The sequence below is a fragment of the Bacillus sp. MM2020_4 genome (genome assembly GCF_011250555.1).
Lineage (GTDB): Bacteria > Bacillota > Bacilli > Bacillales > Cytobacillaceae > Neobacillus.
Genome location: NZ_JAANMZ010000031.1, coordinates 26,691 through 47,689, shown reverse-complemented (window position 1 = coordinate 47,689; position 20,999 = coordinate 26,691). Strand labels below are relative to the sequence as shown.

Genomic DNA, 20,999 nt, shown 5'->3' with positions numbered 1-20,999 from the left:
TTCCCGCCTCCTAATCCCTTAAGTTTCTACCAGTTAAATGTAAAAACACACTCTCGAGGTTCGGTTCGACGATATCCACAGACGTAATCTTTACGCCGGTTTTTGTCACTGACTGGATGAAATCAGTCAAAATCAACTGCGGTTCCTTATGAAAGACCTTTATTTGTTGATCCTGAATTTGAATATCATTTTCTGGAAAAAGGTTTGTTAAAGACTGAGCAAGTCCAGCCATCTTAGATTCATCCTTATTGATGGTTAAGATCACCTTCGATTGGTCACCGATCGTTTCCCTTAATTCACTTAATGTACCAGAAGCAATTAATTGACCATGGTCAACAATCCCAATCCTTTCACATAGATACTCCACTTCCTCCATGTAGTGACTCGTATAAATAATCGTCATCCCTTCATTGTTTAAATGCCTAACCGTTTCTAAAATATGATTTCTCGACTGCGGATCAATGCCAACTGTCGGTTCATCCATGATTAACAACTCTGGTTTATGTAAAATGGCAGCCCCGATATTAACACGCCGCTTCATCCCGCCGGAAAAGGTCTCCACCTTGTCCTTCGCCCGCTCGGTTAAACCGATAATCTCTAGCACTTGGTCTACACTTTTCTCCAGTTCAATACCGGATAAATCATACATTCTTCCCCAAAACTTTAAATTTTCCCTTGCTGACATCGATTGATAGAGAGCGATCTCCTGCGGGACAACGCCAATCCATTTTTGTGCTTGCTTCGGGTTCTTGACGACGTCAATGCCTTTCATCCGAATTTCACCTGAAGTGGGCGGAAACAAGCCAGTAACCATATGAATTGAAGTTGATTTCCCCGCTCCATTTGGCCCAAGCAGCCCATAAGACTCCCCTTTTTCTACCTCGAACGAAACACCCTTCACGGCCTCAAAATCCCCAAAGCTTTTTCGTAAATCCTGAACGGTTAGCATGTTCATAAGCAACCACTCCTTTTTCAACATCTTCTTACACTACACATCATACAGAAGAGAGATGGCGAATTTTGTAAATTCGTGTCTCTCGGAAAAATAAAAATAGGAACTGCGACCCATTCGCAGTTCCCTTTTTACACACTATTTCAAGAAGATAAAATATAGGACAAAAATCACAAAGAATAAATACATGATAGGGTGGATTTCCTTGCTTTTCCCTTTCACTAACATTGTAATTGGGTAGAAGATAAAACCCATGGCAATCCCAGTCGCAATACTATACGTAAGCGGCATTGCCACCATGGTTAAGAATGCTGGAACAGCAATCTCAAACCGTTTCCAGTCAATTTTCCCCAAAGAAGAAACCATCAAGACCCCGACAATGACCAATGCTGGTGTTGTTACAGGTGAGGTAATAACTGATAATAACGGAAAGAAGAAGATCGATAAGATAAATAATGCACCAGTTACTAATGAAGCAAATCCCGTTCTTGCACCGGCTGCAACCCCCGCGGTTGACTCCACATAAGATGTAGTAGTCGATGTTCCGAGTACAGCCCCAACGCTAGTAGCGATGGAATCGGAAATGAGCGCCCTTCCTGCATTAGGAAGCTTATTATCTTTCATTAAGCCCGCTTGGCTGGCAACCGCAACAAGCGTCCCGGCATTATCAAAGAAATCAACAAACAAAAACGTTAAAACAATTCCAAGCATTGTGGTTGTATAAAAAGAACTATCACCAAATGAAGAAAAGGCAGCCCCAAAGGTTGGTGCTAAACTAGGAACATCCCCGACCACTTGATGCGGCATTTTTATTTCGCCAAAAATCACTCCGACAATCGCTGTCAAAATCATCCCATAAAATACGGCACCTTTAATGCCGCGTGTCATCATAATAACTGTTACGACTAACCCGAAAATAGCGAGTAGCGGACCGCCTGCCGTTAAGTCACCTAAACCGACAAGGGTAGCATCATTATTAACAATGATTCCAGCACTTTGTAAACCTACAAAAGTAATGAATAAGCCAATCCCGGCTCCAACAGCATGCTTTAGATCAATCGGAATGGCATTAATAATTTTTTCACGAAGTCCTGTTAACGTAAGCAAGAAGAAAAACACACCTGAAATCAATACAGCACCTAGTGCATGTTGCCACGGAATTCCACTGCCTAACACAACTGTAAAAGCAAAAAAGGCGTTTAATCCCATCCCCGGTGCTAATGCCAGAGGATATTTTCCCAGCAGTCCCATGATAATCGAGCCGATGGCAGATGCTAAAGCTGTGGCAACGAATACAGCACCATGATCCATTCGTAAAGCATCCGGAAAATCCTTTATTGCCGCCAGCGATAAGGTTAGCGGGTTAACCACTAGAATATATGCCATCGCTAAGAAAGTAGTAAACCCACCAATCAATTCTCTACGATAATTTGTCCCATGTTTCTCAAACTCAAAATATTTCTGCATTCTTCTTCCCCCTATAAATCTTTTCTTTAGTATGCAAAAAAGACGCTCACGATATTTCTACCGGAGCGTCTGACTTTGGGCATGTGCAATAAATAGAGGGAAAAATGCCTCTTTATTCAAAACACTGCCTCGTAGTCAAGCTATTTACGGTAGCTCGGTAGAAACTTTTGGGCCATATCCCCAACATTATACGATGCAAATATATAAGTTCTTTAATACGTTTTTTATTTTAACAGAGCAATTAGAACTTGTAAACAAAAAATACGAACAATGTTATTGGAAAAATTAACATTGTTCGTATTTTAGGGTTGTCATTCTAGTTAATTCCTTCTATAAACTTCGTGAATCATCCAGCTCAGCCATACGCCGCTGGCCAGGGCTTCCGCTTTTGTTATTCCCACTCAATCGTAGCAGGTGGCTTTGAAGTAATGTCATACACCACTCGATTGACATGTGCTACTTCGTTTACAATCCGTGTCGAGATAAGTTCAAGTACATCCCACGGAATCCGTGCCCAATCGGAGGTCATACCATCGATGGAAGTAACCGCACGAATACCAATGGTGTAATCATACGTTCTGGCATCGCCCATAACGCCGACACTACGAATGTCCGGAAGCACGGTGAAATATTGCCAAATTTCACGGTCAAGCCCGGCCTTTTTAATTTCCTCGCGAAGGATCCAATCCGAATCGCGGACGATTTCAAGTTTTTCATCAGAAATCGCTCCAAGTACACGAATCCCTAGACCAGGACCCGGAAATGGCTGTCTCCAGACGATATCATCCGGAATACCAAGCTCCGTTCCAAGTGCACGAACCTCATCCTTAAACAAGGTGCTCAATGGTTCAATTAATGTAAACTGCATATCTTCCGGCAGACCGCCGACATTGTGATGCGATTTAATCGTTTGTGCTGTTGCTGTACCGCTTTCGATAATATCTGTGTAAAGTGTTCCCTGGGCCAAAAACTCGATCCCTTCAAGCTTTGTAGCTTCATCATCGAATACATAAATAAATTCATTACCGATGATTTTCCGCTTTTTCTCTGGATCGGATACACCCTCAAGCTTGGATAAGAACCGATCTTTCGCATCCACTTTGATCACGTTCATATGGAAACCTTCAGAGAAAGTTTTCATGACGCTGTCCGCTTCATTTTTTCGAAGCAGGCCGTGGTCAACAAAAATACAAGTTAACTGATCGCCAATTGCTTTATGGATGAGAACTGCTACAACAGAGGAGTCAACTCCGCCGCTTAATGCACAAAGAACTTTTTTGTCACCAACAGTCTCGCGAATCTTCGCCATTTCCATTTCAATGAAATTCTCCATTGACCAATTGCCGCTAGCACCGCAGACAGTAAAGACGAAATTCTTGAGCAGTTCATTGCCATAAACGGAATGGCGCACTTCTGGATGAAATTGAACAGCGTAAAGCTTGCGTTCCGCATCGCTCATAGATGAAATCGGACAGGACGGGCTTGTACCATCAACGGAAAACCCTTCAGGTGGCTCGACAACCAAGTCACCATGACTCATCCATACTGTCTGTTCCGCAGGCAGCCCTTTGAAAAGGGCTGAGTCCTTCTCAACTGATATCATCGCTTTGCCATATTCACGGTGCTGCGCTTTTTCAACCTTTCCATTGAAATGCACGGTCATCAGTTGCATTCCGTAGCAAATCCCAAGAATCGGCAGGCCCATGTCAAAAATGGCTTCATCACAGCGGAAGGAATTTTCATCATACACGCTGTTAGGGCCGCCAGAAAAAATAATGCCCTTTGGATTCATTTTGCGAATTTCTTCTGCCGTAATCGTATGCGGATGAAGTTCACTATACACACCGAATTCACGAATCCGTCGTGTAATCAACTGATTATATTGACTTCCAAAATCTAAAACAACAATCATATCTTGCTTTTCCGTCAAAGCTGCCACCCCAATTTTTTAAAGTTATTACCTAGCTTTTACAAAAATGAACATAAAAAAACTAGAATTCTCCCCTCCAACAAAATATCAGGAAGGCAGAATTCTAGTTATCTCGCAAAATCACCGACAGAAAAACTCTGCCTTCATAGTCAGGCCATTACATTGGTGACCCGGTAGAGACTCTCGAACCTTATTTTCGAGGATATATGAAGGAAACGTACTATTTAGAAAAGCATAAAGCGCCCGTGGCGCTTTAAACTAAACGTTGAATTGTTCATATTGTATCAATAGGTTGTTTTTTCGGTCAAGTGATTGTCTTTTTAATTAAATTTTCCCACAATTTTCGTGATCCTTTCCATGTGCCCTTTGGAAGATTCTGCTGATACATATATTGCTCATAAAGGGCTGTGAGCCGGGACATCTCCCGCGTTGAAAAGAACGTATCGATATACCGGGCATAGTTCCTGAGTGTTTGGTTTTCCTTTCGCTTTATTCCATAGCGGTCAAGCTGATTTAGTAAAACCAAATACGCTGCACCCATACTTTCGTCTTTTTTCTTGAATTTGTAGAGCAGGACTATCCCATATGGAATCCACTTGCCGCGGATGCGATATAGAATTGCCGCCATCACAGTGAGAAAAACAAAAATAAGGGTGACACTTTTCCAATTTTTCTTCATGAGTGATGTTGCTTTCAACCAGATACTTTCCAAATCAAAAGACTTATCTGCCTTTTTTACATTCTCCGATTCATCTCGTTCTTCCTTCTGAGGCTTTTTCACCATCGGCGGTGTCGTCTGCTGGTTCGTGGTTGAAGGACCATCTGTTGCATCATAATTGATGATTAGCCCATTGGAAAAACCTTTTGTTGGTTCAAATGGAACCCAGCCTTGATTTGGGAAAAAAACCTCCACCCATGAATGGGCATTATTGTTGGTCACTTCGTAATACTGTTTTGTCGAGTCATCAGCGCTATACTCTAAAAAATCTCCGCCCGTGTACCCTTTTACCCAGCGAGTGGGGATTCCAAGTGTCCTTAGCATAACCGCCATCGAGGTGGAAAAGTTATCACAATACCCCCGCTTGGTCTCGAACAAAAATTGATCCACATAATCATCATTCGTGCCAGGCACCGCAACATTTTTTTGGTCATAGGTGAATCCCGCATTGCTAAAATAGCTTTCAACCGCTTTCGCCTTGTCAAACCAGTTCAATTTTCCTGCAGTAATTTCTACTGCTAAATCTTTAATTCTTGGCGGTAATCCTTCGGGCAAAAGCGTATACCTCTGATAAAAAGTGTTTGATGGATCCATGCTCGTTGTTTGTTTTAAATCATTTGCCTTATATTTCGGTATCTTAAAGTCCACAGAAAATCCCTGGGGCACGACAGTCTCGTGATTTTTATTGTAAAAGCCAATCCTCTCATTGAACGTATCAATGACAAATGGAGTCCTGTTAGAGTCAGAAGGCTCTATCGATAAGATTTTCTGTATGCCCGCAGGGTACATGATGAAGTGGTAGCGATACTTTTGATTAATCGAAACAAGCGCGGTTTCTTTTATGGTTTCCACTGTATCAGGAATAGAATAAACAGGCACCAGATCCTCCTGCCCAAAGAAGTTAGAGGTTGAACCAGACGCATTCCAGCCCTTTCCCGTATACGCATCCTTTGTTTCCATTTTCCAATAGTTTTTTCCATCCGCCTCATACTTAAAAACCGGATTGCCATCGGCAATAAACGGGCCACCCAGTGCGCCATCATTCGTCCCGTAGCCGATTCGCTGCGGACCGACACCATTGCCCTCCTGCTCAACTTTAGGGTTATTGGCGGAAAAATAAGGAACTGGATCCGGCCATATCGGTGCAGCTTTCGGTGCTGTCATTCCCACTACCACACTAACGGCAATCATCACCATAAGCGGCGCCACCCATTTTCGAATAAACTGGGGTTCAACAGTTACCTTTTCCTTTTGGATAAACCGGTAAAAGGTCAACATCCCCATCACTGCAAATCCCGCTACTACTGTTCGAACAATTGCCGCTTTTGCATTATAGGGCGTAAACGTGTCCAATACAGTGATATAAACTAAAGTCATAAAAAGGAAGAGAAAAATCCGCTGGCGATTTAAGAGCCAATAATCGATTAGGTACACCATTAACCATAACAGGATAAAAAGCAACAGCGTCCGAAATTCATCGGATAAGTCGTTCCACTGTCTGCCCGATAATAACCCCAAGTTGTTTGCCATATCTGCGATAAACGATTTCAACCAACTCAAATGAAAGAAACTTTCAACAAAATAGAAATGATGAATGGAAAATAAAATAAATAAAAGCTTGATCAGTGCCTGCCAAATTTTTTTTAGGCCAAAAAAAGATAATGCAAAAGCAATCAGCAGGAAGAAGATAAACGTCTCCATATTATCCGTTTTTGTTAATTGTTCAACCGGCCTCAGCCATTCCCACATAAGGAAAAAGCTAAGGGTGTATAACAGAAACGAGGGAAAATTCCTTTTCATGATCGAAACACCTCCGAGAAGGCTGTCTGATATTCACCCTCATGAACCATGACAACGCGCACCCCACGTGCATTTGCGATTGAAATCAGGGAACGTTCATTTTCTGATGGCGATTCCTTATGACCTTTTAGGAGAAAAAGGGTAATGCCCCCTTTTCTTTTTCCAAGAAAGCTTGCTTTTTCAATTAACGGCTTCGTTACTTGCGCAGTTACGAGCATAAATGAGACTGTCTGCAGCATGAATTGCCCCTCTGCCTCTAATACCTTTTCAAAGGGTCGCAGGCTTTTTGCTTCGATTTTGGCAAGATGGTAAAAAAGCTGCCTTAATTGCTGTTCTCCGCCACGAATAGGAAAGGAGGTACGTTCATTACTAATGGTTAACAGTCCTGTTTGCGCTCCCTTTTTCAGGATGGCTCTTACTAGCGATGCAGTAAAGGAAACGACCGGTTCAAAACGTTTATCCGGTACACAGTCCATGACAACCAATACATCATGGGATTGCCGCTGTTCAAATTCCTTCGTCATAATTTCATTCCGTTTCGCAGACGCTTTCCAGTTTATCCAGGAAAAACGATCCCCCGGCTGATAATCCCTGACGCCAATTACCATGGTGGTATCGCGCTGCACACGTTCCCTTGAAGCGGTTAGCCCATGATCAAATTGATTTTCAAACGGCCGGTATAAAAGCTCCGAATAAGCGGGATAGACAATCACTTTCCCGGAAGTCTCAACGCACTTCTCCTTTTCAAATAATCCAAGCGGATCACCCGTTTTTAAAGTAAAGGAGGTAAAAAGGTGTTCTCCGCGCGGCAGCTCATCAATGATATATTCATAGGAAAATTCCTTTTTCAGGCCAGGAAGGATAAGGGCCTTTACTTTCTTTTGCTGAGGGGCATATCTCAACACATCAGCCAATTGATCTTCGATGAGCAAATAAAATAATGGAAATCCCTTAGAGCGCTTTATGGTTACAGTCACCTTCAACGCTTCACCGGCATTGTAATCTGATTTCGGCAATTCCCTTGTGACTTCAAGCTCATTTAAGGAATAGAAGGATAGGGCCACACAATAAATGGCAAACGGCAAAAAGCTATAAAATAAAAACCAGCTGACAAATCCCCCTTGGAACATAGCATACGAGAAGGTTAGGAGAATTAAAAAGAGTAATAGGATAAACCTCCATGCCTTTTTGAATGGAATCCATCGTTTTTTCATTTTATTTCACGAACCTTCTGACGGGTACGGGAACCCTGGCGATGACTCGGTTAACCACATCTTCCGCAGAAATCCCTTCGAATTTTGCCTCTGATTTTAAGATAATCCGATGGGACAAGACAAACGGGGCCAAATATTGAATATCATCCGGCAGAATGTATTCACGACCATACATATAAGCATAGGCCTGAGCTGCTTTCATCAGGGCGATGGAACCCCTTGGGCTTGCACCCAAATAGACACTTCCATGTCCTCTTGTGCGATTTACGATATCAACAATATAGCGCTTAATCGTATCATCAACGAACACTTCTTTAATATTCTTCTGCAGGGTGAGCAGCCCTCCAAGATCGATAACAGGGTACAAATCCTCAATTGGCGGAACTTTCTGGGCTCGATTCAGCACTTCCATTTCTTCTTGTAAATCTGGATAACCCATCTTCATTTTTAATAAAAAGCGGTCAAGCTGGGCCTCCGGAAGCGGATAGGTCCCCTCGTATTCAATCGGGTTTTGTGTCGCCATTACGAAAAACGGCTTATTCAATTGATGTGTCACTCCGTCGATGGTAACACTGGCCTCTTCCATCCCCTCCAGAAGCGCCGATTGCGTTTTCGGCGATGTTCGGTTAATTTCATCAGCGAGGATGATATTCCCCATCAGCGGGCCCGGGCGAAATTGAAATTCCATCTCTTTCGGATTATATATGGAAACACCGGTAACATCGGAAGGTAACAGGTCTGGGGTGAATTGAATTCTTCGAAAGTTGGCATTAACTGATTTTGCAAGGGCGCGAACCATCATCGTCTTCCCGACACCAGGTACGTCTTCTAGTAGCACGTGACCTCCCGCTAGCAGGGCAACAAGACTTAGCTCGGCAACGTTTCTTTTTCCTATCATAACCTTTTCAATATTGGCAATTATTTTTTCTATCGTGGGATTCATTTGTTCATATGACAAGGGGCTTCCTCCTCAAGCTGTTCTATACCTTTTTATGGCATGCTATCTACTAATTCTACTTTTTTTTGGAAAAGTCCTGTTAAAAAGGCACACAATATTCAAATTCAGTGGAATTTACATCTTTGAACGGGAATTAATAGGTATGCTCGTGTAGGATGCAGGCTTCTATTGGACGTTTTTTATTGGGATTCGGGATATTTTGTCCAATAGAGCTCTTCTATAGGACTTTTCCATCGGGATTCGGGATGTTTTGTCCAATAGAGCTCTTCTATAGGACTTTTCCATCGGGATTCGGGATGTTTTGTCCAATAGAGCTCTTCTATAGGACTTTTCCATCGGGATTCGGGATATACCCTCTTCAATGGTAAGGCCCGGAATAAAAGAAACTCACCAAATCTAGTTGGCGAGTTTCCCTATTGTTGTTTTATTATAATCCAATACGTCTTGAAAGTGGGTTAATAGGTTAGTCCATGACCAAGTTTATAGATATTGCCATCACAATCTTTATAGGCATATGCGAGTCCTTCAGGCATATACTTGTCCTTGTCGTAACCCGGTACGTCATTTCTTGATACACAATCGCCCTTTTCATCCACTGCAATAACCGCATCACTTGCAGGCAATGTCAACGGTAAGACACCTACCGGGCGGAAGTTGCCCGCCATCACTTCAAACTGCGCCTTATAGTATGTGTCGTATCCAGCGATTAAAACATCGGCCAATGGTTCAACATTTCCAAGGATCCATGGCAGGATGACATTCACACTTATCATCACTTTTCCTCCACGAACATGGATACTGTCGGCAACCTCTTTAAGATGATCCATACCGGTCAAGGTCGTTTCTTGATACCGAGAACCATCCAAAGCAGCCACTGTTTTATTCTCGCATATTTCAAGTTCTAGAAGGCCTGGTGTCGCATTGAAATAAGCACCGGATTTGGGACTTAAAAACAAAATAGCTGTGTCGGCTTCTTCATAATTATCGGTCAAGGTAAATTGGCCAAATTCCTGGCATTCCTTCCTAGCCTTTTCCGTGTAGGAAGCTGCTCTTTCCGGTTCCTTGTGGAAAACCTCCACATAAACCTTCTTAAGCTTTTCGGCTGTTAAAGGTAATGTTTGCTTACTATTTTTAAGCACTGTGACCGACTTTTTGTGGGCTTCATAAGCAGCTTCCCAGTTTGTTGGATTACTTACCACTGAAAGAGCATTTTCTGTTGAAACATAGGTACGATCATCAAATAATCCTAAGGCAAACATTTCTGTAAGAAGGCGTACATTTGCTTCATTTATACGCTTTTCACTAATCCAGCCATTTTCAACGGCTTTTTTCAGGTTTTCAATATCATTTGTATCAGAAACAAGATCTGTCCCCGCATTGACCGCCTTTGCAAAGCGTTCAGCCTCGCTCAACGTTTCAACGCCCCAGCTCATTTTACTTGTGACACCGCTGTCGCTATTTATATAACCCTTAAACCCTAGTTTTTCTCTAAGGATATGCTGTAAAAAGTAATGATTAAAGGTAAAGCCCACCTCTTCGAATGGTATATCTTCTCCTTCGAATTCTTGAACCGTGCTTTTTTTACTACTAGGGATTGAATAATAAGGCATAAAGGATGAAGATCCATGTTCCACCGCAGCTTGAAATGGCGGTAAATGATACTTCTCTAAGCTGCCCGGTGTTGGGTATAGATTCCACTTACCCTCTTCATAATGTGGGTCAAAGCCATTTTCCCTTGCACCACCGCCGGGGAAATGCTTCGTTGTCATCGCAATACTATTTTTACCTAGATTCGCACCTTGAAATCCATCAATGAGGCGGCCGATCACATCCGAAATAAATTCCGGGTCTTCACCAAACGTTCCGTAAATCCGCTGCCACCTGGGATCTGTGACGGTATCAGCCATATACATATAACCCTTTCTGATTCCAACAGCATCCCACTCTGCACGCGCTATCTCAGCAAATCGGCTAATAAGTGAGGCATCCCCGCCATTTTTGATATCTCCTCTAGCTGCTGCAGCAAGCCCTAATGTTCCTGGCCAAGTAGAAAAAATACCGGCTGCATCATTCATACCAAAGATGAATTCTGTATTTTCATTTCTTGAATTGGATGCGATTAGACAAGGAATACCAAGACGTGTGCCTTCACATATTTCATTCATCGTGTTAACCCACTCTGCCATTTCAGCTGGGCTCCAGTTGTCTCGTAGAATGTAGTGACGTAAATTCATACGTTCGATGGTATGTGTTGTGCCATATACTTTTGCCAACGCGAAAATAGTTTCGCCCTTTTCAACAACCGCTTCATCTATCACACCACCATGGCTTGTCTTGCTCTTATCTTTTTGGGAAAGCCCCATTCCACGGGAATTAATCAGCATCATGCCAACTTTTTCTTCGATATTCATCAATGAGACAAGATTCTCTGCACGTTCCGCTGGGCTCAAACGCCAGTCCTTATAAGGTTCTAATTTCCCACTATTATTCAAATCTTTAAATTTCAATCCATCCACTTCAATGATGTTTTTAACTCTTACTTCTAACTTCGGTTGTTTATGGTTAGATTCCACTTGAATGCCTCCCCAAACTTGGTCACCCTCATTATGTCCTTACGATTCAGCTTCTAATTACATTTTGCACTTAATACGTTAGTGTTATAATAACAGCAAAATATTAAAAATAAATGACGATTATTGCGAAGAACATTGTAAATGTTGCTATATGAGAGGATGGCATCGAGTGAAACAATCTGATCTTATTCCGGTAATAAATAAAGGTTTTGAAATTCATTATTTTAATAAAAAAAATCAACCCGAGAAATACAACGGATCTGCTGAGAGATTTTCCCTTATCGAGTCCTTATTCCAGTTGCACAGGCACGATGTTTTGGAGCTTCTTGTATTTTTAGAGGGGGAGTGTGAATTCTTTTGCGAGGGAAAAACCTATTCCTTAAAAAGAGGGGATATTGTTGTGACCCCCCCATATGCTGTTCATAAGGCGAATGTTAAGAATTTCGATACCTATGAACGTTTCATTATTAGTGTTAGTGAGCATTTAATGGCAGACTTTCTATCTAGTTCATCTTCTATGAGGGAACATATTACGTACCAAAAGGCACAGGGTTCTCACGTGTTACATCTGCATTCAAAAAATTTTCAAGAGATCATTTCTTTACTTCAAGAAATAACGAATAGAAAAGAAAGTGGCGAAGATCACTTTTCCTTTACCTACCATTTCCTATTATTTCAAGCACTTCAAGTCATCTTCGATCCTGCCAGTAGTATGCCTATCCTAGGTGATCCGGATGAACAAGACCAAAGATTCTTATCGATACTAGAATACATAGAATCCCATTTGACATCGACAGATTTAAGTCTGGAAACAATCTCTCACTATTTTCATTTAAATAAATACTATTTTTCTCATTACTTTAAAAAAAATATGAACTTGCCTTTTTACCGTTATGTATCATTAAAGCGACTATCTTTCGCGGTAACGATGATTAAACAAAATCAGATTTCCATAGAGGAAATCGCGTTGAAATGCGGTTTTCCTGATTATTCGAGTTTTTATAGACTTTTCAAAAAGGAATACCATCTTTCTCCTAAAAAACTCCAGAAGGAATATAAAAATTTATAGTAAGCTTATTAAATAAAAACAGCGGCAATCACAAGAATTGTCGCTGTTTGTTATTAGAGTGTCCCCGATTCCAATCGGAAACCTTCCACGACTACATCTTCATCGACCTCCAACAATAGACACCGTTTTCCTTCATATGTAATGTATTTTACATATTTCAAGTCTTTCGGATTGATGGATACATCGGCTACCTTCGTATTAATCTTGATGGTTTTAGGAACTAAACTGCTTGCTTTGAATTCATGTTTTTCGTCTTCCACAACCTTCTTGAAGGCATGTTCTACTTTGGCCGTTTCTACATTTTCAACCCCGCTTACCGTTAAGATCCGTTCGATATCCCGGGTATCCAATGTTGGGATTTCACTTTCTTCATTTTCTTGACTCTCCAGAACCAACTTATCAATTTCCTCATAGACATTCGAAATGACTTGGGAATCGACCTCGTCTCCAATCACTTCTTTTAAGATAAAATCAAAACAGTCCTTATCTTCTTGTGCCGTAATGATTTCTTCACAATTAAGAACTACTTCAATAAATCCAAAGTCCGGTTGATTAGCTTTCCCTGCACAATAGAGAATATGGTTCACATCTGCAGCATTGTCATTAAACACTGGAAAAAGAAAGCCGGACAACGGAGAGTCTAAATTAATAATCGGATCAAAAAAGTTATGCGATTTGAATTCCTTCTCAATATAATCAAACGTCAGGGCCTTTTTCGGCTGATCAATTTTATTTAGACTGCAAAGGATAAATCCATTGGAATAGACCTCGTCATCCCCGCCTTCTTCAGATTCCCCATTCCGTTTCCGTGTCTGCTTTCGATATTCTCCCCGGATAAACGTCACTACTGTATCAAATTCATAAACGGTATGGGCAAACATTTTCGTGACGATTTCCAGCATATATTCCTTCCAATCGTCCGATGTATCTGCCTGCAGCCCTTCATAGAGGAACATTTGGCTGCTGTCTTCCACATTACGGATAAATTTCAGCTCAAACAGTTTGGCATCAAGATGCCCCGTCAAAACCTTTTTAAAGTTTGCTAAAAACAATTCTTGAGCTTCTTGCTCTAACATTTCAAACGGCTGACTGATATGGTGATAAATTTCTCCTGATTCCTTCTGAACATACACATTGAAGATTTCTCGGATGTTCATCAGATGATTATCTAATTTAAATTGCTTGCGGATATTCGCAATGTCTTTTTTATTCACAGAACTCAACTCCCATTCCCCATTATACTAAAGGAGGATAGAATTACTCCATCGATTTACAACTACCTAATTGTTTACAAGAATTTCATATATTATCCATGCGCAAAGGAAGAATGAGCCAAAAGGGCGGCACCCTGCTTTAAGAGTGGCTTCAAAATGCAGGAATCCAGTTTCGCAAGAATGAAAAAAAGGGCTTCCCCAAAGTTTGCTCAACTTATGAGAAGCCTCTTTTACTATAACTCCATGCTAACAAAATGTTCTTCTTACCTAAAATCCGTTGCAGCAGTGGTTTACTTTAAGTTTTTAACTCCAGTTTCTAATATTTCCATTTGCAGCAGTGTCTGTTCGTCTGTAATGGTTTTATCTTTCCCATTGATGATGGCTTCATATAAATCATCGTACACTCTTCCATAATCACCATTTACGGATTTCACTGTTTCCTCATGAATTGTACCTTCTTCATCAATATAGGTCAGTACACCATAATGTTTGATTGTATCGATACCAAAATCTTTGTTATCAGGCATGTAAAATAACTTTAAATGTTCTTCCTGACGATCTTTCGTTTCTTTTACAAAGGATCCCTTTTTGCCATGAACGATGAAGCTAGGTCTTTCCTTGAGTCTAAAATAGCTTGATTTTACAGAAATCTTTAACTCGCCATAATAAAGATCTAAATCAAAGTAATCATTCATTCTTCCTTGTCCTAATAATTGCCTTACATCATAATGTAATGAATCTGGCTTGCCAAAATAGCTGATAACCTGATCCAGTGTATGACAGCCATGCCCATATAAAAATGACTCGGCGGGATTAAAGGAATGTGCAGATTCAGGTACTTCGGGACGATAATAGTCATAATGCATTTCCACTTCGAGCAAGTCCCCTAATTTCCCTTCTTCAATGACCTTTTGAACGGTCAAAAAGTCACTGTCAAAACGTCTGTTTTGATACGTCTGTACAATTAATCCTTTCTCTTTTGCGAGTGCGAATATCTCTTTTGCCTGCTCTGAGGTTTCCATAAAAGGCTTTTCAACCAGACAGTGTTTATTATTGTTTACTACTAATTTCGCGTATTCAAGATGACTATCCGTTCTTGTGCAGACCACAATGAGTTGAATGTCCTTATCATTTACTAGTTCTTCTAAATCAGAAGTATAATTTACTCCTGAAATCCGATCCCAACTTTCACGCTTAGGATTTCTTTGATAAATTGTTTTTACCTTTATATTCTCTCTTTGCAGGACGAACGGCAGATGATACCTGTTTGTGCTTTTCCCGTTTCCAATATAACCAATCGTAAGCATAGCGGCCCCCTTAAACATAATTGTTTTTAATATAAAGAGCACCACCTTAAACATACTAGGTGATGCTCCTCTATTTTATTTATTACATTAAGTGGATTAAGTGGAAGACGATACCAACCACGAACAATCCAAGAATCATAAGGATTGGAGAAACCTTTTTCTTAAGCAGCCACATGCAAAGGAATGTGATTAAGAGTCCAGCAAAACCAGGAATTAAGCTGTCCAAGTTGCCTTGTAATGTAGTTACTTTAACAGGTTCTAATGAAAGACCAGCAGCTTGTTGTTCTAATGCAGCTTTAATCCCTTTTGCTCCTGCAGGTAAGTTGTTCCAGTCAATATACGCACCTTTGGAGAGTTTAACTTCGGATACAACAGGTGCAAATCTGACAGATACCCACCGGTTAACTAATGAACCAAGGATGAACATACCTAGGATGGATGCACCTTTTGTAATATCTTGAAGTAATCCGCCAGATAAGTCGTCCGAAATTTTAGAACCAGCTTTGTAACCAAATTCTTGCGTATACCACGTGAATCCCATACGAATAAGATTCCATAAAACGAAGAAAATAATCGGCCCAAGGATGTTACCGGTCAAAGCTAGAGAAGCGCCTAACGCACCAAGGATCGGTCTAACCGTGAACCAGAAAACTGGATCCCCGATACCCGCTAAAGGCCCCATCATACCGACTTTAACACCTTGAATGGCTGTGTCATCAACTGGCGCACCATTTGCACGTTCTTCTTCAAGTGCTAACGTTACACCAATAATAGGTGAAGCTACATATGGGTGCGTATTAAAGAATTCTAAATGACGTTTTAGTGCTGCAGCACGATCTTCTTTTGATTTATATAATTTTTTGATTGCGGGAATCATCGTGTATGCCCAACCACCGTTTTGCATACGTTCATAGTTCCAAGAACCTTGAAGGAAAGTGGAACGCCACCAAACAGAAATACGATCTTTTTTTGATAATCTTAATTCATTTGCCATTTTTATCCGCCCTCCTTCTTAGTAACTGTCAATAATATCGCCTAGTGGATCACCAGTGTTTCCGTTTCCGCCATTACCTGAACCGCCTTGTTTAGAAAGCGCTAAGTAGATAAGTGCGAGTGCCACACCGATTGCCCCAAGACCGATAAGTGTAATTTGTGAAATACATGCTAATACAAAACCAATGACGAAGAATGGCCATACTTCTTTTGTAGCCATCATGTTAATAACCATTGCATAACCAACAGCTACGACCATTCCCCCACCAATTGCTAAACCGTCTGTCAACCAAGTTGGCATAGCTGTGAGTAAGTCTCTAACCGGACCTGCACCAACAGCTACGATTAATGCAGCTGGAATGGCAATACGTAACCCTTGCATGCAGATGGCAGCGACTTGCCAAAATTCAACTTTTCTGAAGTTTCCTTCTTGAGCGGCAGCATCCATAAAGTGGACGACTGCTGTTGCTAGTGTACGAACGATAATGGTTAATAAAAGGCCAGCAACTGCAAGCGGAACAGCAATCGCAATGGCAGAAGCCACACCAGCTTTACCTTGTCCACCTAAAACTAAAATAATAGCAGATGCAACTGATGCTAACGCAGCATCCGGTGCTACGGCAGCTCCGATGTTTGCCCAACCTAAAGCGATCAGTTGAAGAGTACCACCTAAGATAAGACATGGTACTAAGTTTCCTGTAACTAAGCCAATTAACGTACACGCTACAAGCGGTTGGTGGAATTGGAATTCATCCAAAATCCCTTCCATACCAGCTAAGAATGCTACGATAAAGACTAATATTATTTGAATCACATTCAAATCCATGTTATTAATCCTCCGTTTTCTCTGGATTTATTTTAGTTTCTTTAACTCTTCTTGAGCCTTCTTGATAATTTCGTCCATGTTGCCTTTTGAATCGTTCGGCACTTTACGTACATCGAAGTTCAAACCAGCAGCTTTTAACTTATTGAAAGTATTAATATCATCTTGGTTAAAGGCCAATACCTTATTTGGTTGAACTTTACCAATTGAGTGTGCCATAGATCCAACGTTAATTGTTTTCAATGGAACGCCACCTTCAACCGCTCTAAGCGCATCCTGCGGGTTTTCGAAAAGAAGTAACGCGCGCTGGCCGCCGAAGTGTTGATCATCTTTTGCAAGTTCGATCATTTTTTTGACAGGAACAACGTGTGCCTTTACACCTGGAGGTGCAGCCTGTTGGATCAATTTCTTACGAAGATCATCCTTAGCTACTGCATCAGATACCACGATGATGCGTGTAGGCTGTGTCGTTTTTGTCCACGCAGTCGCTACTTGTCCGTGAAGAAGTCGTGAGTCAATACGAGCTAACACGTATTCAAATTTACCAGGAGCGCCTGCATTCGATGGTTTAGCAGCAGCTGGTGCAGAGACTTGCGCCGGTTCTAATTCTTCAGGTTTTACTTTAACCCCTTCTCTTGCTGTGCCCAAAATATGCGCGGCAATTTCATGCGCAGTATTCATGGAGAAGCGTGATGCAAAAGCTTCAATCAACATTGGTAAGTTCATACCAGCAACGATTGCCCATTTATCTTCGTGTCCTTCAATCAAGCTATTGGCTTGGTTGAAAGGAGTTCCACCCCAAAGATCTACTAAGAATAATACTTCGTCTTGGTTGTCGAAAGAGGCGATTGCATCTTTTATTTTTGCTTTTACATCATCAGGTCCTTCACTCGGCATCAATGTAACTGCTTTTACATTTTCTTGTTTTCCAAAGATCATCTCTCCGGATTGCAAGATACCAGTAGCAAATTCACCGTGACTAGCAATGATAATTCCTACCATCTTTTTACCTCCTATTATTAGTATTTTTCAGCTCATCTAAGCGATTACAGTTTCAACATAAACATAAAAAAGGCATGAGCAAAAAGTCGATTAGATGAAGATATAGGTATAGAGTACCCCTTATTCTTCAAATCAATCAATACTTTTCACTCATGCCTGATCGAATCAGTAACACGTTAAAAAATAATGGCTATATAAATTTGTTTTTGCAAACGCTGTAATTAGTGTGATCAAAAAACAGCTTCTGCATCACTTTAATGAGCTTTCTTAGGTATTATAGCATACCGATATTCCTCTTTCAAGTGGGTAAAATGTATTATTTATTTGTACCCGTTTATCCGTTAGCAATTTGAAGTTTTACAAACAAAAAGACAAGTTTCTATCTGCCTTGACTGGAACTATTACTTTTTAGATTTACTCTTCAAACTGCGTTTAATAACATCAAAGAAACTTAATGATTGGACCATATGGCTCGGATCAACGTATTGGCGAATGACGCGCAAAACCTTTTTCGGGTCTTTTGAAGAAAATGTATACGTCCCATTCCGCTTCGTTTTGATCGCATAACGCGGGATCCATTTTCCTTTGAGCATGACTGAAGCGATCACGTGATCTACTTCTTCCCAAGGAATTTGGATAAACTTACGAGCGTCACGACTATTGAAGAATTCAAATCCCTTGTCTCCAATCATAATTTTACCATACTCCGCAATTCCCATATGTGAAGTTGCATCCATAACTAAATCGACTTTTGTACTGATTGATTGGACCATAATCGTTACTCCATTTCATTCTTATAATAAATCATTATTATACTCTTTTTATCACTTTAAGCAATGAATAACCTGGGACAAATTCGAGCAGTATCTTCAAATAATCATGACCGAAAAAATATCGGACACCATCACAAAGAATAGAACTGAGAAGATGAGTACCTATTATAGGTTTTGGCAATCTTAGTATCTATTTTATCTAAAAACTAAGATCTTCTCCGTTAGTTGCAATCACTTTCTTGTACCAATCAAATGATTTTTTCTTTGTTCTCTTTAATGTTCCATTTCCTTCGTCGTCCATATCTACATAAATAAAACCATAGCGTTTTTTCATCTCGCCCGTTCCTGCTGAAACTAAATCAATGCAGCCCCATGGTGTATAGCCCATTAAGTCAACACCATCTAAAGTAACGGCTTTTTTCATTTCTGCAATATGATCTCGGAAGTATTGGATCCGATAATCATCTTCCACATATCCATTTTCATCCCGTTTATCAATGGTCCCCATTCCGTTTTCAACAATAAAGAGAGGCTTTTGATAGCGGTCATAAAGTTCAGACAAAGTGTATCTCAGCCCAATTGGATCAATCGCCCAACCCCACTCTGTTTTTTCTACGAAAGGATTTACATCCCCCATTTGTCCGCCGGTATCCGTATTTTGAACAATTTCAGTATGGTACACACTGCTACGGTAATAACTAAAAGATAAAAAGTCGGATGGGTGCGCCTTGATGATTTCATCATCCCCAGGTTCTTTATTTATCGTTACCCCCATCTCTTCAAAGAAGCGATCAGCGTAGGATGGGTAATATCCCCTCATCATGACATCAGAATAAATCAATGCTCCTCTTCGATAATCTAAAGCACCAAATATATTTTCAGGCTTGCAATCTTTCGGATAAATACAGCTTAATGCAACCATACAGCCAATCTTTGCATCTGGAATGATGTCGTGACATAGTTTATTGGCTAGGGCACTCGCAACAAACATATGATGCTTTGCTTGATAACGTACCTGCGCGGTAGCCTCCCTGGTTCCCATAAAGGCATAACCATTTAATACATTAATTTCGTTAATGGTGATCCAATACTTCACTAAATTTTTATATCTTGTAAAGACTTCATGGCACATTCTTAAAAAGCAATCGATCGTCTCGCGGCCGCCCCAACCATTAAACTGTTCAGCCAAATAAGCAGGAGTTTCAAAATGATATAGAGTGACTAATGGTTCGATGTTATACTTTTTACACTCTTTAAAAACATCTTCGTAAAATTTTAACCCTTCCTCATTGGGTTGTTCTCCTTCAATTCCACCATTAGGGAAAATACGGGACCAACTAAGAGATAGCCTGAAACTCTTAAAGCCCATTTCTCCAAAAAGAGCAATATCTTCTTTGTAATGGTGGTAAAAATCAACCGCTTTATGGCTTGGATAATAAACATTTTCATCAATATAGCCCGATGCACCTTCGGGTATCGTATCAATTTCGGGGTCTCCGGTCGGTCGTCGATTTACCATTGTTTTTGTGCCATCTTTTAACTGGATCGTAATTTTTCTTGGCCTGTCTGCAGAACCATTTGTTATGAAGTCGCTTGTTGCAAGCCCTCTGCTGCCTTGATTGTATCCACCTTCATATTGGTTTGCAGCTGTAGCTCCACCCCATAAAAAATTTTCCGGGAATGTTTTTTTCATTAAAGTTCATTTCCTTTCTTTTAGAAAGACTATGGCGTCAAAAGCAAATTACGCCCCTTACTATCATTGAAAGAGTTAGTATGCCAAATTGAATAAAAAAAGCCCAAAGTATGTTGGGCCATTAAAATTCCGTATGTTTTAAGCCTTTTTGATAAGTTTATGCAAATCGATAATTTCACTGGCTAAATCTTTAAGAGTCAGCGATGTCATTAAATGGTCTTGTGCATGAATCATAATAAGAGGCAGATTGAATTCTGTTCCGCCTGCTTCCTTTTGGATTAAGTCAGTTTGAACATGATGTGCTTCATTAAAGGCAGAATCTGCTTCGGCTAATTTGGCATCTGCTTCATCAAAATTACCACCCTTAGCAGCATACATTGCTTCCATTGCAAAGCTTTTTGCATTTCCTGCATGAAGGATTAATTGAAATGCATGGTTGTAAAGTTCTTCTTTATTCATGGTTAACAACGGCCTTTCATGTGATTTACTAGGAAAGGGGCCGTCCCCTCTCCT

Annotated in this window: 16 protein-coding genes and 2 riboswitches; of the genes, 1 reads left to right on the top strand and 15 read right to left on the bottom strand. The window is 40.7% G+C overall.

From position 1 onward, the window contains the following. Positions 1 to 10 precede the first annotated feature (10 nt). The 7 genes from G6554_RS17615 to G6554_RS17585 form a co-directional block, all read right to left on the bottom strand. Positions 11 to 949, bottom strand: a complete 939-nt coding sequence (locus G6554_RS17615) for an ABC transporter ATP-binding protein (RefSeq protein WP_166244238.1) — start codon at positions 947 to 949, stop codon at positions 11 to 13. 141 nt (positions 950 to 1,090) lie between these two features. After that, positions 1,091 to 2,419, bottom strand: a complete 1,329-nt coding sequence (locus G6554_RS17610; RefSeq protein WP_166244225.1) for an NCS2 family permease — start codon at positions 2,417 to 2,419, stop codon at positions 1,091 to 1,093. Positions 2,420 to 2,531: 112 nt separating this feature from the next. Continuing rightward, positions 2,532 to 2,633: riboswitch (purine riboswitch) on the bottom strand. A 177-nt stretch (positions 2,634 to 2,810) separates the two neighbouring features. Then, on the bottom strand, positions 2,811 to 4,331 hold the full coding sequence (gene guaA / locus G6554_RS17605; RefSeq protein ID WP_278187286.1) for a glutamine-hydrolyzing GMP synthase: 1,521 nt from the start codon (positions 4,329 to 4,331) through the stop codon (positions 2,811 to 2,813). A 144-nt stretch (positions 4,332 to 4,475) separates the two neighbouring features. After that, positions 4,476 to 4,579: riboswitch (purine riboswitch) on the bottom strand. A gap of 74 nt (positions 4,580 to 4,653) precedes the next feature. Further along, complete coding sequence (locus tag G6554_RS17600; RefSeq protein ID WP_166244221.1) at positions 4,654 to 6,867, bottom strand: DUF4129 domain-containing transglutaminase family protein; 2,214 nt, start codon at positions 6,865 to 6,867, stop codon at positions 4,654 to 4,656. After that, complete coding sequence (locus tag G6554_RS17595; RefSeq protein WP_166244219.1) at positions 6,864 to 8,081, bottom strand: DUF58 domain-containing protein; 1,218 nt, start codon at positions 8,079 to 8,081, stop codon at positions 6,864 to 6,866. Before G6554_RS17595 ends, G6554_RS17600 begins: the two co-directional genes overlap by 4 nt. Before the next feature lies 1 nt (position 8,082). After that, positions 8,083 to 9,024 (bottom strand): AAA family ATPase, encoded by a 942-nt coding sequence (locus tag G6554_RS17590; protein WP_166244236.1) that lies wholly within the window; start codon positions 9,022 to 9,024, stop codon positions 8,083 to 8,085. A gap of 470 nt (positions 9,025 to 9,494) precedes the next feature. Beyond that, positions 9,495 to 11,612 carry a glycoside hydrolase family 3 protein gene (locus tag G6554_RS17585; RefSeq protein WP_166244217.1) on the bottom strand — a complete coding sequence of 706 codons (2,118 nt, stop codon included), beginning with the start codon at positions 11,610 to 11,612 and terminating at the stop codon, positions 9,495 to 9,497. 169 nt (positions 11,613 to 11,781) lie between these two features. Here G6554_RS17585 and G6554_RS17580 point away from each other — a divergent pair, with 169 nt between their 5' ends. Next, positions 11,782 to 12,681, top strand: coding sequence for a helix-turn-helix domain-containing protein (locus G6554_RS17580; protein ID WP_166244215.1), 900 nt, complete (start codon positions 11,782 to 11,784; stop codon positions 12,679 to 12,681). Positions 12,682 to 12,734: 53 nt separating this feature from the next. Here the strand turns inward: G6554_RS17580 and G6554_RS17575 are convergent, their stop codons facing one another. From G6554_RS17575 to G6554_RS17540, 8 genes are all read right to left on the bottom strand, one after another. Then, the gene (locus G6554_RS17575; protein WP_166244213.1) at positions 12,735 to 13,895 is read right to left on the bottom strand and encodes a DUF4317 family protein; all 1,161 of its coding nucleotides are present in this window, start codon (positions 13,893 to 13,895) and stop codon (positions 12,735 to 12,737) included. Positions 13,896 to 14,185: 290 nt separating this feature from the next. Continuing rightward, on the bottom strand, positions 14,186 to 15,202 hold the full coding sequence (locus G6554_RS17570) for an oxidoreductase (RefSeq protein WP_166244234.1): 1,017 nt from the start codon (positions 15,200 to 15,202) through the stop codon (positions 14,186 to 14,188). A gap of 82 nt (positions 15,203 to 15,284) precedes the next feature. Beyond that, the gene (locus tag G6554_RS17565; protein WP_166244211.1) at positions 15,285 to 16,196 is read right to left on the bottom strand and encodes a PTS system mannose/fructose/sorbose family transporter subunit IID; all 912 of its coding nucleotides are present in this window, start codon (positions 16,194 to 16,196) and stop codon (positions 15,285 to 15,287) included. Positions 16,197 to 16,214: 18 nt separating this feature from the next. Continuing rightward, positions 16,215 to 17,021: a PTS mannose/fructose/sorbose transporter subunit IIC gene (locus tag G6554_RS17560; RefSeq protein WP_166244209.1), complete on the bottom strand. Its 807-nt coding sequence runs from the start codon at positions 17,019 to 17,021 to the stop codon at positions 16,215 to 16,217. A gap of 27 nt (positions 17,022 to 17,048) precedes the next feature. Next, on the bottom strand, positions 17,049 to 18,020 hold the full coding sequence (locus G6554_RS17555) for a mannose/fructose/sorbose PTS transporter subunit IIA (protein ID WP_166244207.1): 972 nt from the start codon (positions 18,018 to 18,020) through the stop codon (positions 17,049 to 17,051). Between the two features lie 401 nt (positions 18,021 to 18,421). After that, positions 18,422 to 18,793 (bottom strand): DUF956 family protein, encoded by a 372-nt coding sequence (locus G6554_RS17550; RefSeq protein ID WP_166244205.1) that lies wholly within the window; start codon positions 18,791 to 18,793, stop codon positions 18,422 to 18,424. Positions 18,794 to 18,992: 199 nt separating this feature from the next. Beyond that, positions 18,993 to 20,486 carry a family 1 glycosylhydrolase gene (locus G6554_RS17545; protein ID WP_166244203.1) on the bottom strand — a complete coding sequence of 498 codons (1,494 nt, stop codon included), beginning with the start codon at positions 20,484 to 20,486 and terminating at the stop codon, positions 18,993 to 18,995. 138 nt (positions 20,487 to 20,624) lie between these two features. Next, positions 20,625 to 20,945 carry a PTS lactose/cellobiose transporter subunit IIA gene (locus tag G6554_RS17540; RefSeq protein WP_166244201.1) on the bottom strand — a complete coding sequence of 107 codons (321 nt, stop codon included), beginning with the start codon at positions 20,943 to 20,945 and terminating at the stop codon, positions 20,625 to 20,627. Positions 20,946 to 20,999: the final 54 nt, after the last annotated feature.